This window comes from Arcobacter sp. F2176, assembly GCF_004116465.1.
Classification (GTDB): Bacteria; Campylobacterota; Campylobacteria; order Campylobacterales; family Arcobacteraceae; genus Arcobacter; species Arcobacter siniprincipis.
Genome location: NZ_PDJV01000001.1, coordinates 25,702 through 43,057, shown reverse-complemented (window position 1 = coordinate 43,057; position 17,356 = coordinate 25,702). Strand labels below are relative to the sequence as shown.

Below are 17,356 nucleotides of genomic sequence, written 5' to 3'. Positions count from 1 at the left end.
ATTATTTTTTATAAATGTATATTAACATAATCCTCTTTTTAATTTATAATCTAAACTTCTCAAATAGTTCTTTTTTATCTTTTTTTATCTTTATAGTTGCCCCATAAATTCTTTTTTTAAATTTATTATATAGTTTTATTTGTAATAAAATTCCTAATACTCCTAAGATTGTTAAATAGCATAATAAAATCTTTAAATCAGAAGAAAAGTAATCAAACAACATAGCACTAGCACTTCCTAATACAATTGCTGCTGAAATCATAAAAGACCTTATCATCAAATAATCTTTTAAATGTACCTTTTCTTCTTGCATAAAATCTACTGTATGGATTCTTGATACTTCAAAAGTAATACCTTGAATAGTAAATATTGTCAAAATCACATAAGTAAAGGTCAAAATTGAGGAAGAAAATACAAGATAAGAAAATATTTGAATAACATCTAAAATTATTGCAAACATATAAATCTTATATATCTTTATATTTTTAAATAAAGGTTGTATAAAACCATCCAATGCTCCAACAAGCATATAAAAACTAATCATAAACACAGGAAGATAAGTTCCTTCTAGTTTTGTAACAAATGGAATCAAAGTCCAGTCAATATAAGTGGTTAAAAACAATGTTAATGATTGTACTTTTAAGAAGCTACTACTTCTTATCTCTTTAAATATAGGGGCATAGTTTCTAAATGCCATGTGTTCGCCTTTGAAAAAACGAATTATACAATGGATTTTGTATTTTTTATCAAAATTAAATATTTATTTTTTATACAATACTTTTATCATATTAACTGCTTGTTTTAAAAGGTTTTCATGCTCTTCTTTTGGTAGAGTTGGAGCACCATAAAATTGTTGATATAATACAAAAGATTTTATCATACCAATAAATTGTCTTGAAACAAAAGAACTACTTTCAAAATCTAATTTTCCATCTTTTTTAGCATCATCAAACCATTGGGCAACTGTTATCATACAATCATCCTTTACTGTCTCTAAAACTTTTAGTCCAATTTGATTCTTTTGAATCATTACAATTGTTGCAATCTTTATTAAAGTAATATTTTCTTCATCGATCAAGAAGTCTAACTCTTGTTTACCCATTTCATATAGTTGTTCTTCTATTGGCTTATCTTTATTATAAGTGTATTTAAAACTCTCATAAAGTCTATCTTTTAAAATCTCAGTAATAGCTATAAACAACTCTTCTTTATTTTTAAAGTGATTATAAACAGTAGCTTTAGATACATTTGCTTCCTTAGAGATTGTATCCATGCTAGAGCCTTCAAATCCTTTTTCATAAAATTCACTTATGGCAGCTTTTAGTATTGCTTTTCTTTTCTCTTCATTTAATGGTCTATTTTTTTTCATAAATGAATTGTATCTAAAATTATATAAATAAATATAAAATAAACTAAACTGTATAGTTTATTTTAAATTAAGGATTTTATATTAGAATTCTTCTTATAGTTCAAAATAAGGAAAAAAAATGTCTTTCAAAATAACAGTTGATGAAAAAAAATATGATTTAGATATAAATCCGGAAACACCATTACTTTGGGTGCTAAGAGATCATTTAAATCTTACAGGTACAAAGTTTGGATGTGGAGTGGGACAATGTGGAGCCTGTACCGTACTTTTAGATAATAAGGCAGTACGAGCCTGTCAAACTCCTATTAATACAATAGGAAATAAAAAAATAACTACTATAGAAACACAAACAGATAAAACTGTACAAAAACTACAAAAATTTTGGGTACAAGAAGATGTTGTACAATGTGGATATTGTCAATCAGGACAAATCATGAATGCAGCAAGTCTAGTAAAAACAAATCCAAAACCAAGTGAAGAAGAGATAATAAAAGCTATGGATGGCAATATCTGTAGATGTGGAACATACAACAAAATAAAAACAGCTATAAAAGCTGCAACAGCGGAGGTGTAAGATGAAAAGAAGAGATTTTTTAAAAACAACTACAGCTGTAAGTGCAGCATATGTTATTGGATTTTATATTCCAACTAAATCAAGAGCTAGTGAAACTAAAAAAGATGAAAAAGCATTAGAACCAAATGCTTTTGTTGAAATAACACCAGATAATAATATTAACTTTATTGTTGGACAAGTTGAGATGGGTCAAGGTACATATACAACATTGGCTATGTGTATAGCAGAAGAGTTAAATGTAGATTGGAAAGATATCAATATTTTACCTGCAAAGATAGCTCCTGTATATAATAGCATTTTTGGACCATTGATGATTACAGGTGGTTCATCATCTGTATTCAGTAAACAATTAGAGATGAGAAAAATAGGAGCAGCAGTTAATGAAATGCTAATTACTGTAGCTGCTAAAAAATGGAAAGTAAGAGCTTATGATGTTTATACAAAAGACTCAAAAGTATTTAATAAAAAGACAAAAGAGAGTTTTAAATTTGGTGATTTAGTAAGTGATTTATCATCGATGAAAGTTCCTACTAATCCTAAAATAAAAGAGTTAAAAGATTGTAAATTTGTAGGGAAACCACACTCAAGACATCCAAAAGAGATGTGGGAAAAAGTTACAGGAAAAGCAGAATTTGGAATAGATGTTAGAATTCCAAATATGAAATATTCAGCAGTTTATCACCCTACTGTTTTTGGAGCAAAAGTAAAAAGTTTTGATGCAAGTAAAGCCTTAAAAAAAGAAGGTGTTATAAAAGTAAAACAAATCCCTTCAGGAATCGCAGTTATTGCTGAACATTGGTGGATAGCAAAAGAGGCATTATTAGATATTGATGTTGTTTGGGATAAAGATGAGTTCAAAAACACAAGTGATAAAGAACTAAATGAGCAATACTCAAAAGCGATGGAAAAAGATGGCTCATCTATGAGAAAAGATGGAGATTCTAAAAAAGCTTTTGCAAGTGCTGATAAAACAATCGAAGCTGAGTATGACTTTCCATTCTTAGCCCATGCTCCAATGGAGCCATTAGGAATAGTAGTTCACCATGAAAAAGATAAAGCAACAGTTTGGTCATCATCACAATCACAAACTATGGCTTTAGGGGCTATTACAAATGTATTAGGTGTAAAAGGTGAAAATGTTACATACCATACTCCATATTTAGGTGGAGGGTTTGGAAGAAGAGGATCTATTAATGGAGACTTCGTTTTAGATGGAGCTTTTGTTTCAAAAGATGAAGAGTTCCCAATTATGACTTTATGGACAAGAGAAGATGACATCAAAATGGGTAACTATAGACCAAAATATAAAAACAAAGTAAAAGTTGCCTTAGATAAACATGGAGATATAACAGCTTTTGATGCAAAAGTAACTTCACAATCTATTTTCAAAGGTTCTCCTTTTGAAGCCTTTGGATTTAAAAACGGAGTAGATGGAGCACAAAAAGAGGGATTGGTAGATCACCCTTATGATATAGATAGTCATGATATGCAAGCCTTTACAATGGATTCTCCAATACCCGTATTATGGTGGAGATCAGTTGGTCATACACAAAGTTCACCAACAGTTGAAGGTATAGTTGATGAAGCAGCATTTGCAGCTGGCGTTGACCCTATTGAATATAGATTAAAAATGCTAAAAGATCATAGATTTATAAATGTATTAAAAAATGTAGCTAAAAAAGCAAATTGGGCAAATAGAAAAAAAGAGAAAAATGTGGGTTATGGTGTAGGTATTCATGAGTCTTTTGGAACTATTTGTGCTCAAATTGCAAAGGTAAGAGTTACAAAAGATGATTTCAAAGTGGAAAAAGTGTGGGCAAGTGTTGATTGTGGATTTGCTTTCAATCCTCAAAATGTAGAAAACCAAATATCAGGTTCTATTAACTTTGGTATTGCAGCACTTAAATATAGTGAAATAACGATAAATAACGGAGAAGCACTACAAAATAACTTCTACGATTATACAGTAAGTAGAATCTCAGATTCTCCTGAAATAGAAGTAAATATCATAAACTCAGGAGAAAAAATAGGTGGAATAGGAGAACCAGGTGTTCCTCCAATCTTAGCAGCAGTACCAAATGCACTATTTGATGCAACTGGGAAAAGATACCACTCTATGCCAATTAAAATAGGCTAATAAATTATGTTTGAAAATAAACAATATTTAAAATTTATTCAAAAAAGTAAAAAAGAAGGTCTTGACTTAGTAGGAGTTAGTGTTATAGAAACACTAGGTTCTACATATGCAAAGGCTGGAAACCTTATGCTTATAAACTCTAACTTTGAGTTTGTAGGTGTTTTAGGAAGTAAACACTTACATAAACAAATATTAGAGTATGCAAAAACTGCCTTTAAAAATAAAAAATCACACTACTTTGAAAATATCCCAAAAGATGAATCCTCAGGACATGGAACTAGCAAATATTTTCTTCAAGTATTTTCAAAAAAAGATGATTATGGAGTACTAAGCATTGCTTTAAAAAGTATTGATAAAACACTAATTAGAAATATAAAAAATGATGATTTTGTATTTACAGATAGAACTACAGTAACAAAATTTGAAGATGATAAATTCTATCAAGAAATCAAAATGCCCTACTCTATTTTAATATTTGGTTCAGGTGCTCATGTTACATCTTTTATAAGTATGGCTAACCTAATGGGTTGGAATACTACACTTATGGACATAAACATCAATAAAGATTATGTAAGTGAAGTAGATGAAATCATAGAATTAGAAAACTTTGAAGATATCTTAACTATGGATTTAAGTGAATATAATGCTTCAGTGATATTAAGTCATAGTCCAAAAACAGATGATACTTATCTAAAAGCACTACTTAATTCAAAAGTTGAGTACATAGGTATTATGGGAAATAAAGTAAGTATGAGAGATAAAAAAGAGAAATTCAAACTTGAAGATGACAAAAGATTCTTTGCCCCAGTTGGTATTGAAATAGGTGGACATACTCACCAATCAATAGCCCTATCAATATGTGCCCAAATAGAAGCTAGAAAAAATGGAAAAATCCATTAATCTAGCTGTTTTAATACTAGCTGCTGGAACTTCAAGTCGTCTTGGAGAGCCAAAACAACTATTAAACCTAAAAGGTAAATCTTTAATAAATATTGCAATTGAAAAAGCTCTAGAATTAACTTCAAATGTGACTGTTGTCTTAGGTCATAAAAATGATGAGGTAAAAAAAGAGATTGAAAATAAGAATATAAATATAATAATAAACCCAAACTATGAAGATGGTATGGGAAATACTATAGCCTTTGGAGTATCAAATATAAAAGAGGAAAAAGTTTTAATAATGCTTTGTGACCAACCTTTGATACCAATAAAACATTATGAAAACCTAATAAAGCTATCAAATGAAAATAAAGATAAAATAATCTGCTCACAATATAAAAATCAACATGCAGTACCTACAATATTTCCTAAAAAATATTTTGAAGAATTAAAAAAACTAAAAGGAAATAAAGGAGCAAAGCAACTTTTTTTAAAATATGAACCTATAAGTATTGTCTTAGCTGATAATTTTTCTTTCGATGTGGATACAAAAGAGGATTGGCAAGAGTTACTTAAAAACTCTTAATCCTTCCACTTTGAAGCCCACTGTTTTTGCTCTTCTTTTGTAAGAAATGTCCAAATAACTATTCTACTTATCTTTTGCCCATGTTGCATCTCTATGGTGTCATATTCTGTAGGTTTCACATAATCAATAGTGTCATAGATAAATTGTAGATTGTCTTTTTTTGATACGATTGTACTAAACCAAAAACAGTTTTTAGCATATTTTTTACTCTGTTTTATCATAGCTTTTACAAAGGCTACTTCTCCACCTTTGCACCAAAGTTCATTACTCTTACCACCAAAGTTCAAAGAAGCTTTATTTACTACTTGTTTTGTAAGATTTTGAACCTTTCTTTTACTTCCAGCTTGAGCTTCTTCTTGGGATTTGTGGAAAGGAGGATTACACAAAGTAAAATCAAATCTATCATCTTCTTTTATGATACCAGTAAAGATACTGTCATGGTTTGTTTGTAATCTACACTCAACATTACCCTTTAAAGAGTCATTATCTTCTATAATCTTTTGAGATGATTCAAGAGATTCTTTTTCTATGTCACTACCTACAAATGACCAACCGTAAACACTATTTCCAACGATAGGATAGATACAATTAGCCCCTATACCAATATCAAGCCCTTTTATTTTAGAACCTTTTGGTATTTTTCCACCATGAAACTCAGCTAAGATATCAGCAATATAGTGAAGATAATCAGCCCGTCCTGGAATTGGAGGACATAAATAGCCCTCAGGTATCGACCATTTTTTGATATTATAAAAGTGTGAAAGAAGTGCTTTATTTAATGCCATAACAGCCTTTGCGTCTGCAAAATCAATTGATACTTCATCATACTTATTTTTAAAAACATAATCTGCAAGTTTTGGTAAACTTTTTATAAGTTTTGGGAAATCATATCTTTTGTTGTGAGGGTTTCTTGGATGTAAACCTTTTTTGTGTTCTTTATGTGCCATTATATTTATCTTAGTATTTTATTTTCCGTATTGTACTTGTTTCTTCTTAGAATAACAAATTTTTATCTTTTTTTATACATATTCATATATAACTTATTTATATGATTTAGATAATCGTTATTAATATTAGTATAAGAATAAATCGTTAATATTCCATTCATTATATTTACAAAAGGAAAAAGATGAAAATATCACATGCGGTTGCATTAATACTTTTAGCAAATACTATATCTTATGCGCAGACAGAAACTACTCAATTAGAAGATGTACAAGTGCAAGGAAGTTGGTTAGGAGATGCATCAACACAAACGGTTAAAAAATATGTAGGTTCAAGAACTGTTCTTGACTCTGAGTATTTAGAAAAAACTCCAGCGCTTAATTTAGAAGAAGCTTTAAGAACAGTTCCAGGTATTCAAATTCAAGATGAGACAGGGACAGGTGTACTTCCAAATATATCAGTTAGAGGTTTAAAACCTGGAAGAAGTGACTACTTAAATGCATTGGTGAATGGTATACCTGCAACTTTGGCCCCATACAGTCACTCTAGTTTGTCTTTGTTCCCAGTTACAATGGATACAGTAGAAAAGATTGATATAGTAAGAGGTGGAGCAGCTGTTCATTATGGACCAAATAATGTTGGTGGAGTTATAAACTTTATTACAAAACCTATTACAAATGAAGTAAAAACAACTTTAAAAGAGACCTTAACAACATCAGATGAAGGAAATCTTCTAAGTGATACTTATCTAAGAACAGGTGGATTTGTAAAAGATGACTTAGGATTGCAATTACAATATAATGGTATCAATGGTGATTCATATAGAGATCATTCTGATACAGATATTAAAAATGTAATATTGGATGCTGAGTATTATCCTACAGATAACAGTTCTTTAAAATCAACTCTTCAATACTATAAAGCAAATGCTGATTTACCAGGAGCAATACTTCCAGAAGATTATGAAAAAGATAGAACTATTTCTCAAAGAAAAAATGACAACTTTGAAGGAAGTACGAAAAGAGCTTCTTTAACATATACATTAAATCCTACAAATAACACTGAATTTAGTCTTATAAACTTTGCCCAATCAAGCAAAAGAAAATTTACATGGGGATGGAATGATGCTCAAAAAAAAGGCTTTACACCACTAACAGAAGACTCTATTCGAGCTGCTGATAGAAAAATAGATGTGTATGGAATAGAGCCAAGATTTACATATTCAACACAAAATCAAAAAATAACAGTTGGTGCAAGATATGTAAATGAAGATATTGATTATTTCTTATATCAAACAAAATTTAATGATAATATAAAAAATACTGTAAGAGATTGGAAAATAAAAACTAGTGCTTATGCAGGATATATTAGTGATACTATAAGTTTGATGAATGGTGATTTTACAATCACACCAGGAGTAAGATTAGAAAAAGTTAAAATGAGATTTAAAGATAACATAAATAATACCAATGAAACTAAAGATATGAGTGAATATCTACCTGGTCTTAGTGTTGGATATCAAGCAACAAATGAGTTGTTTTTATTTACAAATGCCCAAAAATCACTTAAAACACCTCAAGTTGCACAAGTGACAAAAGAAGGTGAACTAAAACCAGAATTGGCTTGGAATTATGAAATTGGAGCTAGATATACACCAAATGATATCTTTAGTGCTACAACAACTTTATATAGAATAGATTATGATAACCAAATTGAATTTGTAAGAGCAGAAGATGAGTTTAAAAACTATAAAAAAACTTTACATCAAGGTATTGAAACTCTATTAAGTCTAAAAGCGACTGATCATACAAAATTTACTCTTGGATATACTTATTTAGATACAGAACAAAAATCAGGAGAAAATGAGGGTAAAAAACTTCCTTGGGTATCTAAACATCAATTTAGTCTCGCTACTGATTATAATATAAGCGATTATGATTTAAACCTTACAGGAATATACTTAAGTAAAACTTTTTCAGATACGGCAAATACAAAAAAAGAAAATATGACAGGTAGCACAGGTGAAAATCCTGCTTACATGTTATGGAATACAAAAATCTCAACAAAAGTTAAAATAAATGACAAACTAAATGCTAAGTTTAGTTTTGGAATAAATAACTTGTTTGACAAAGATTATTACTTTAGAGGAGTAGATATAAGTCCAATAGGAAGAATCCCAGGACAAGGTCGAACATATAGAGTTATGGCTCAGTTTGATTTTTAGGATATTTAAACTTTATATAAATATCAAGAATTATATTTTAATAAAGAGTTTAAAGTATTATAACTTTACTTTAAACTCTTTTTGAACTTTATCAAACAAAGATTGAAAAACTGTTTCCCAATTTCTATCATGTTTTTGTCTAATCAATTTCATAGAGTCATACATATAAGACTTTTCACCTTTATTTTCCCATCTCCAGTCTGGAAATTTTTGCAATAAAGTCCATGTTTTTACGCCTATTGCACCACAAAGATGAGCAACACTTGTGTCTGAAGTTATAACTAAGTCTAACTTTTTTGCAAAAATTGCAGTTTTTTTGAAATCAGTTAAAGAATCTGTTATATCAATAATTTTATCTGTAAAACAATTTTCTTCAATATCATTTTTTCCATCACCAACTTGTAAAGAATAAATATTAAAATTTTCGCTATTTATTAAAGGTTCAAAGTATTTTAAATCAAAAACTTTACCTTCATAACTCTCACCTGTTACACTTGCACTCCAACAAATCCCAATATTATATTTTTTATTTTCTTTTTGTATAGCTAAAGTTTTATCATCTTCTAGATTATTTATATATGCACTTGAACTAAAATCTTTATAATCTTTAATACCTAAGACAAAAGCTGCACTCATAATAGGAAGATGAAAATCAAATTCTGGTGTTGGTTTACTTCTATAATAAACTTCATCAATATCACAATTATTTTTAAATAGTTCCACAAGTTCATCCCGTGCTTTAAATATAATTTTACAAGAAAATTTTTCTTTTATTTGAGGTATAAATCTTGCAAACATTATACTATCACCAAATCCTTGCTCACTATGTATTAAAACAACTTTATCTTTTGCATTAGTATTTTTTGTAAGCATTGGTTTTGAAAATATCTCTTTATATTTTACAATATGAGGAATCATTTCATCTTTTTTAAATCTCCATTCATATTCAAGAAATCCCTCTTCAAACTCACCCAAAGTTAATAAAGCAGTAGAAAGATCAAAGTGTGCATTTACAAAACTTGGTTCATAAGTGATTGCTTTTCTATAAGAGTCTATAGCTTTTTTAACTAATCCTTGGTTTTTTAAAGATGAGGCTAAATTTGCATATGCATTAGAACCTTTTGGTTCTAGTTTGATAGATTTTTTATGAAGTTCTTCTGCTTTTTTGTATTCAAATAATTTATTATATACATTCCCAAGATTTGTATAGGCCCCTGCACTTTTAGGTAGTTTTTCTATGGCTGTTTCTAAAGCTTTTATTGACTCACCATATCGTTTTTGACGATTAAGTGCAGCTCCTAGATTACTATACACTTCCACATAATTAGGGTCTGTTTTAAGAGCTAACTCAAACATATCACTAGACTCTTTGTATCTTTTTTGTTTATATAAAATTACTGCAATATTATTAATTGCTTTTGCAAACTTTGGATTAACTCTAACAGCATTTTTATATGCTTCAATGGCGTTATTATCGTCTCCCAAAGTCTCATAAACCATTCCAATGTTATTATGTAAATTAAAATCTTTTGGATATTTTCTCACACCCATAACATAAACTTGCAAGGCATCTTTATATCTTTTTAGGCCCTTTAGTAAGGCTGCAAAATTAAAATAACTACTTAAATAATTTGGGTCAAGTCTTAAAGCTATTTGATAAGAATCAACTGAATCCTGCCATTTTTGAAGTTTACTATATAAAAAACCTAAATTATTATAAATCTCTCCATTTTTATATCCTTTTTCTATCAAAGAAGAAATAATATTTAAAGCTTTTTGATAATCTCTATTCCTATAAGCATCTTCATATTCTTTTAATTTGACTTTATACTCTTTTTCTTTTTCTAGCTTTTTTTGACTCATAGGATGAAAAAGTGCATCAGTTATCTCTTTTAAATTGAACTCATTTAAATCAAAATCATATTTCAAACTTTCATGAATACAAAACATATTTACAGAAACTATATTTTCAAAAATATTATTACTATTGCTAAAAAAATTATCTAAGTTATACAAAGGTGGTAAATGCCAATATAGTTTATAGCCCATCGACCACATTAGTTTGATTAATTTTTCTGATTTTTCTTGTCGGTCATTTTCTAAATAGATAATTGGTTTGAATTTTGATACAATCTTCTTAGCCCCAAGAAGAACATCTATTTCCATGCCTTCCACATCTATTTTCAAAAAATCTAAATGACTTAATTTATTAATAAATTCATCCAAAGTTCTTTGATAAACTTCTTTACCATTTTGTATATTTTGTAAACTTATTCCACCAAAATTATTACTTTTTGAATAATCTAAATCAGGTACATTTATTTTATCAATTTTTTGACCAACTGCTTGGTTATAAGCATCTACATTTGTAATACTATTGATTGCCAAGTTTGCACAAAGGGTTTGGAAAGCTAATCTTTGAGGTTCAAAGGCGATAACTCTACCTTTGTTAGTTACTATTTGAGATAGTATTTGAGTATGGGTTCCAATATTAGAACCCACTTCAAAAACAATATCACCTTCCTTACAAATCTTTTCAAATAAATTTGCTTCATGGATTGAAAATTCACCATACTCTTCTATTGATTTGCCAATGTACATATCATTATGATTATAAAGGCAATAACCATTTTTACCTTTTACTAATCTATTAAATCCATTATTTTCTAATAAATTTTCTATCGTAATCTCCGCTAGTTTAATTATTTATTTGATTCTAAAACTTTTTTAAAATTAGCAATAGATTTTACATGAGCATCAAATATACCCATCCAACCTTTTCTAGCCCAAGTAGCTAATATTTTATCATCAAGTTTAACAAGTTTTTGAATATCAATAATATAAAACTCTTCTAAAATTACTTTTTCTTCTTCTTGTACTTTTACATTTAAATCTTTTTTAACTAATAAATCATGCTCTTTTAGTTCTAAAATTATCTTTCTTGAAACTTCTCTTTGTCTATTTAATTCCCGTACTAATTCAATCTTATCATTTGCTTCTTTTGAAATATTTTTATCTTTATCTATTATAGATATCTTTTTATTTTTTGCTACAAATTGTGGGTTTTTATCTATCCCTATAACACTACTAGCTTCATTTTTTTCATTTCTAACATCCATATTTAAAAAAGGATATGTTCTTATAAATGCTGGTAGATAAACATTTTCTTTATTGAAAATAGTAACTTCGTTTGTAACTCCACAAAAAGCTAAGAATTCAGCATTTTCACCAGCACTTATTATAACAGCACAATCATGACTTGCATTCCAAATTTCTGTAAAACCAAGAGGTATAAGTCCGATATTTTTACCAACTTCTTTTGCTTCTACTTCCGTAAATTTTATATCTTTAAATTTTTCTTTATCCAAAACTTCTATATTTTTATACATTTTTATCCTTTTATATTTAAATTATTTTATCTCTTATTTCTTTTTAAAGCAAGAACCTTTGTTTTATGATACAACATGTATTGTTAAATCAGTAGATGGAGTACTATTATCTGTATCTATATAGTATGTACCGGCTCCCGCATCACTAATATCAGTATTATTCCATGTTGTACCATCAGTTGACCAACTATAGTTATTATCTGTTGTCGTAATATTTAAAGTATCATCCCCTGCCCCACTTATTGTAAATTCATTAGATGTACCATTCCAACTATTAATTACATCTGCATCAATTGTAAATGTTCCACCAGAATCAGACAAGTCTAATTTTTCCATACTATTAAATACATTATTAAGTGAACTTTGAGCATCTTGACCGTTATATCCATGTAGTGTAATAGTATCACTTCCCGCAGAACCATCTACTTGATAATCCTTTTCACTAATTCTACTAAAGTCAAGTACAAATTCATCATTTCCTATTCCACCATTTACACTTACAGAAGATGAAGTATCTGCATTTAAGTCAGCTGTATTTGTTCCATCTCCTAAATTTAATGTTCTAATACCAGTAGTATATTCATCACTTCCAAAAGTTACAGAATCATCATTGTCACTAAAATTCAATGTTTCAAGATTTGAAACATTGCTAAAATCTAAATCACTTGTTACAGCTGAAGAGAAATCAAACTCATCATTTCCGTTATTTAAATCAATATTATTAAATTTATTAGTAAAGTTATCAAAACTTGAACTATCTGTAAAAGAGAGTTTATCATCACCAGTAGCAAAATTTAAATTATCAATATCACCATTATTTATATTACTAAAGTCAGTAACACTATCAAAATTACCTGAAGTTGATAAATCTGCTGTATTACCAGATAAATTAATAAATCCTGATTCTCCATATAGGCTATTAATATCTGATAAAGTTCCTTCAATATTAGTTACATTTGATGCATCAACATTACCTGTAGTATAACCATTTATTTCAGATAAATTTCCTGCTGATATAGTTGTATCACTTACTGTTATAACTTCATTACCTAGTCCACTAAAACTTCCAGCATTTGTCACATATAAACTGTTTAAATCACTATAGCTTCCAGTTACATTAGTTGCATTTACTATTACATCAACTGATGTTTTGCCATCCAATATATTTAAATCTGATGCTGCTGCACTTCCTGTCACTGTTAAGGTTAAAGCATCATTTGCAGATGCATCTGTTAAGTTTGAAACTAGTGCAGCTGCTGTATCTGCTGTTACTACTGCTGTTAATACTCCTGTTGTTACTTTTGCTACTATATTTACATCACTTGCATTAACAGAAGTATCTGTTAAGTGAATTGTTCCAGTATGTTCTGTAATATTTCCTGCAAATGCAGCTTTTACATCTGATGAAAGACCTGAATAATCTGCACTTATTGATTGAGCATTTAATGTAATATCTCCACTGGTTGCATCATTAATTGCTTTTAATTGGGCTAATGTTGCCACTGTCGTTCCTGTAATTTCAACATTTACATTTGCAGCTGTATTTATACCAGTTGATTCAAGCACTGTTTTTAACTCTGCTGCACTTCCAGTTATTGTTGTTATGTTTGTATTTGTATCAATTGCAACTGATGTTTTGCTATCTAAAGTAATTAAATCAGAAGCTGATACTGTTGTTCCACTTATAGTTAAACTATATGCATTTACTTGTGAACCACTATCTTCTAATGCTGCATTTAATGCTGAAGCGCTATCTGCTGCTACTGTTGCTGTTACTATTCCACTTGTTGCATCTGCTATTATATCTGCTTGTGTTGCGCTTACTGTTCCTGTAATTGTTACTGCTTCATCACCCTCACCATTATATTGCGCCGCATTTGTTACATATATATCATTTAAATCACTATATGTACCACTTACACTTGTTACTGCACTCATTGTAATAACTTGGTTAGTGTCTCCATTTAAAGACACAAGGTCTGCAGCAGATGTAGTTGCTCCACCAGTTTCTGCATTTACTGTTATTGTTAATACATCATTTGTATCTGTATTTGTTAATGCACTTGCCAATGTTGATGCAGCTGCTGCTGTTACTACTGCTGTTACAACTCCTGTTGTTGCAGCTGATATTGCATTTACATCACTTGCTGCTAAAGAACCACCTGTTATTAGAACTTTTTCTGTATTTCCCGTAATATTTAATGCATTTACAACTTCTGTTGCAGCATTTACTGTATTATAGGCTTCTGTAATATCTGTAATTGTATCTACACCAAATGTATCAACTTTTGCATTTAAGTCAACTAAATCGCTTGCATCTACAGTTGTATCAGTTGTAGTAAATGTAATATTATCATTAGCATTTACATTTGTGATTGCGTCTAATGTTGTTTTTACTTCTCCAGTGGTTATAGTTGTAGTTAATACTCCATCGATAGCATTTGCGACAGCATCTACATTACTTGCATCCACATTTGCATCAGAAAGAGTTACATTACCTGCACCACTTAACACATTTGTTTTCCCAGATAATTTATCAAAAGTTGTACTTAATGTAACTGCATTGCTTACTACAATATTTGAATTAGCAAAATCTCCAGTAAATGTTGAGTTTGCTGTAAATTTAACTGTCCCATTTGTAGGGGTATCAAGTGTTAGAATAGAGTTATAATCTTGATTACTATCAGCACTTATTTCTACAATGGCACTTCCTGCCCCTGATATAGTTTTCCCAATAACTTGAGATTCACCTAATGTTAAAGTACCATTTGTTGTAGAATATGTATCAAAAATATTGTTTAGATTTTTTGTTGTTAAATTAACTGTTTCATTTGAAATCAATTGAGCCGTAGCACTTGTTCCTTTTGAAACTGTAATTCCACCAAAATCATGGTCATTAGGATTACCTGTTGCTATTACTTCTAAAGTAGCACTATTTCCAAGTGTAATAGTCATAGTTTTATCATCTAAATCAGTGGCACTAAGAGTTAGAGTATCTCCAGCTGCAACAGTAATAGTATCAAAATTTAATAATGTCACAGAAGATAGGTCAAGATTACTTCCACTTAATTGAAGTTCATTTGTTCCAAGTCCGCCATCAAGGGTATCTATATTTGTTACATCTGACACAACAAATATATCATCTCCAGATCCACCAATAATTTTTTCTACATTTTGTAAGGTATCTGTGCTAGAACCATCTGTAACAGTTGCACTTATATTTCCATTTGCAACTGTTACTGTTAATGCCGAACTTGTATTTGAATAATCAACCTCATCACTTAATGAATTTCCGCCATCAATAGTACTTCCATATACATCACTTAGATTTATTGTATCTGCATTTGAAGAAAGGGTATAGTTTTCAAATCCTGTAAAATTATCATTTCCATCACCGTTAGCAGTTCCCACACCATTAGCTGTAACATTTACTGTTACACCACTTGAAGCACCAGAGAAACTTAAAGTATCTGTTCCAGTTCCACCTTGTAAAGTATTATCAAATTGGTCACCTTCTACTGTATTTGTTCCATTTGCCATTTTAATATGTCTAATTTGAGTTATGCTATCACTTTGTGCTCCATAAGTAGCTTCACCACTTCTTAGACTTACATTTATATTTGTAGTTCCTAAATCAGTATAATATAACCAGTTCTCAGCAGTATTTCCACCTATTATTTCATCGCTTCCACTACCTGCATAAATTGTATCAATTCCATCACCACCATCAAGTCTATTATCACCACTTACACCTTTGATAATATCAGTTTGATTTCCACCAATTAAAGTATTATCCATATTATTACCAGTAAGATTATTTGAAACTGTTGAGGAACCTGTTATTGCCTCTATATTTGTAAGTTTATCAGTATAAGCATTTCCACCAATTGTATGTTCTAAATTAGTTTCAGCTCCACTATCTCCAAGAGTTACTGTAATACCTGTAGAACTTGAAGAATAATCAACCATATCAATTTCTGTAGAACCATCTATGATATCATTACCTTGGCTTGCATAAATATAGTCATTGTTTGAGCCTGAATTAATTACCTCAACTCCAGTTCCTCCATAAATCACATCATTTCCTGAACCAGTACTTATGCTATTAGTATCACTGTTTGCCCAAATTGTATCATTACCTCCACCTGTAACTACATTTTGGATATTTGATAAGATATCTGTCATAGTACTTGTAAGCCCTGTCATAGAAGCTATACCATTATGTGTTGAACTATCAAGATTTACTTTTACATTTGCAGTATGGCTATGAGTATAATCAACACTATTATTACCAGCTTCTCCATTTATAATATCATTACCTGTTCCACTATAAAGAGTATCATTACCTTCTCCTCCTAATAGTGTATTTTCACCAGAGATACCATAGATTTTATCATCTCCACTATTACCATCTAATATATTATTTGAAGAATTACCAAGGATATCATCATTTTGAAGAGAACCTTGTATATTTTCAATATTTGTAGTAACTTGATTATATTGTGTTGCAGAGACATCAAATCTAACTCCTATTGGTCCTGTTCCACCACCAAGATTTATACTAGCTCCACTATCTGTAGTTATTAAACTAATATCTAACCAGTCACCAGCTGTATTAGTACCACCATCAATATTATCATTTCCTAAACTTGCAAAAATATAATCATCACCTGCACCAGCATTTAATGTATTTACAGAATCACTTCCTCTAATCGTATCATTAAAGTCTGTACCATCTACATTTTCAATTCCGCTTACTGTTCCTGTTTGCTCACCATTTGAAGCATCTTTCCAACTAGATATAAATTTACCAGCTGTTATTGTTGTACTATCATAAGATAAAACATCACTTCCTAAGTTTACAACAACTCTTGTATTGGCACCATCAAATTTTAATGTATCTTCCCCACTTCCCCCATCTATATCATCAACACCTTTTCCTGCATATATAATATCATCATTGGCTCCAGCATCTATATTATTTGTACCAGCTTTTGCATATATAGTGTCATTTCCTGATTCACCATATATATTATCATTTCCTGTTCCACCAAAAATAAGATCATTTCCACCATTACCATTTAATACATTATTTCCAGAAACTCCAAAAATTGTATCTTCATCAGATCCACCTGAGATATTATCGTTTCCACCATTTGCCCAAATAGTGTCATTACCATTATTACCTGAAACAACTTCTGATAAATTACTACCACTAAATATATCTGCTCTTGAACCTAAACTATAATTTTC

11 protein-coding genes (1 of these 11 cut by a window edge) are annotated in these 17,356 nt (G+C 29.8%); 5 read left to right on the top strand and 6 right to left on the bottom strand.

From position 1 onward, the window contains the following. Nucleotides 1-43: 43 nt before the first annotated feature. Both CRU95_RS00070 and CRU95_RS00065 read right to left on the bottom strand, forming a co-directional pair. Entirely contained in the window at nucleotides 44-697 is a 654-nt protein-coding gene (locus tag CRU95_RS00070) for a hypothetical protein (RefSeq protein WP_129099111.1), read from the bottom strand. Between the two features lie 63 nt (nucleotides 698-760). After that, nucleotides 761-1,369, bottom strand: coding sequence for a TetR/AcrR family transcriptional regulator (locus tag CRU95_RS00065; RefSeq protein WP_129099110.1), 609 nt, complete (start codon nucleotides 1,367-1,369; stop codon nucleotides 761-763). A 118-nt stretch (nucleotides 1,370-1,487) separates the two neighbouring features. Here CRU95_RS00065 and CRU95_RS00060 point away from each other — a divergent pair, with 118 nt between their 5' ends. Genes CRU95_RS00060 through CRU95_RS00045 form a run of 4 tightly spaced genes read left to right on the top strand, consistent with a single transcriptional unit; the run spans nucleotide 1,488 to nucleotide 5,545 of the window. Next, on the top strand, nucleotides 1,488-1,943 hold the full coding sequence (locus tag CRU95_RS00060; RefSeq protein WP_129099109.1) for a (2Fe-2S)-binding protein: 456 nt from the start codon (nucleotides 1,488-1,490) through the stop codon (nucleotides 1,941-1,943). Between the two features lies 1 nt (nucleotide 1,944). Beyond that, a complete protein-coding gene (locus CRU95_RS00055; RefSeq protein WP_129099108.1) occupies nucleotides 1,945-4,080 on the top strand; it encodes a molybdopterin cofactor-binding domain-containing protein in 2,136 nt (711 codons plus the stop codon). A gap of 6 nt (nucleotides 4,081-4,086) precedes the next feature. Then, nucleotides 4,087-4,980, top strand: coding sequence for an XdhC family protein (locus CRU95_RS00050; protein ID WP_129099107.1), 894 nt, complete (start codon nucleotides 4,087-4,089; stop codon nucleotides 4,978-4,980). Next, entirely contained in the window at nucleotides 4,964-5,545 is a 582-nt protein-coding gene (locus CRU95_RS00045; RefSeq protein ID WP_129099106.1) for a nucleotidyltransferase family protein, read from the top strand. Before CRU95_RS00050 ends, CRU95_RS00045 begins: the two co-directional genes overlap by 17 nt. Here the strand turns inward: CRU95_RS00045 and rlmF are convergent. Beyond that, nucleotides 5,542-6,492, bottom strand: a complete 951-nt coding sequence (gene rlmF / locus CRU95_RS00040; RefSeq protein WP_129099105.1) for a 23S rRNA (adenine(1618)-N(6))-methyltransferase RlmF — start codon at nucleotides 6,490-6,492, stop codon at nucleotides 5,542-5,544. The genes CRU95_RS00045 and rlmF overlap by 4 nt on opposite strands. Nucleotides 6,493-6,674: 182 nt before the next feature. Here rlmF and CRU95_RS00035 point away from each other — a divergent pair, with 182 nt between their 5' ends. Further along, nucleotides 6,675-8,714 carry a TonB-dependent siderophore receptor gene (locus CRU95_RS00035; RefSeq protein WP_129099104.1) on the top strand — a complete coding sequence of 680 codons (2,040 nt, stop codon included), beginning with the start codon at nucleotides 6,675-6,677 and terminating at the stop codon, nucleotides 8,712-8,714. 57 nt (nucleotides 8,715-8,771) lie between these two features. On the opposite strand, the gene CRU95_RS00030 is transcribed toward CRU95_RS00035, so the two are convergent. The 3 genes from CRU95_RS00030 to CRU95_RS16915 form a co-directional block, all read right to left on the bottom strand. Further along, on the bottom strand, nucleotides 8,772-11,315 hold the full coding sequence (locus tag CRU95_RS00030) for an FkbM family methyltransferase (protein ID WP_129099103.1): 2,544 nt from the start codon (nucleotides 11,313-11,315) through the stop codon (nucleotides 8,772-8,774). Nucleotides 11,316-11,416: 101 nt separating this feature from the next. Continuing rightward, complete coding sequence (locus CRU95_RS00025) at nucleotides 11,417-12,103, bottom strand: SapC family protein (protein WP_129099102.1); 687 nt, start codon at nucleotides 12,101-12,103, stop codon at nucleotides 11,417-11,419. Nucleotides 12,104-12,166: 63 nt separating this feature from the next. Continuing rightward, nucleotides 12,167-17,356, bottom strand: the 3' end of a protein-coding gene (locus CRU95_RS16915; protein ID WP_129099101.1) for a hypothetical protein. Its footprint extends 22,281 nt past the window's final position; 5,190 of the gene's 27,471 nt are visible here — the last part of the coding sequence; its start codon lies beyond the right edge, outside the window; it ends in the stop codon at nucleotides 12,167-12,169.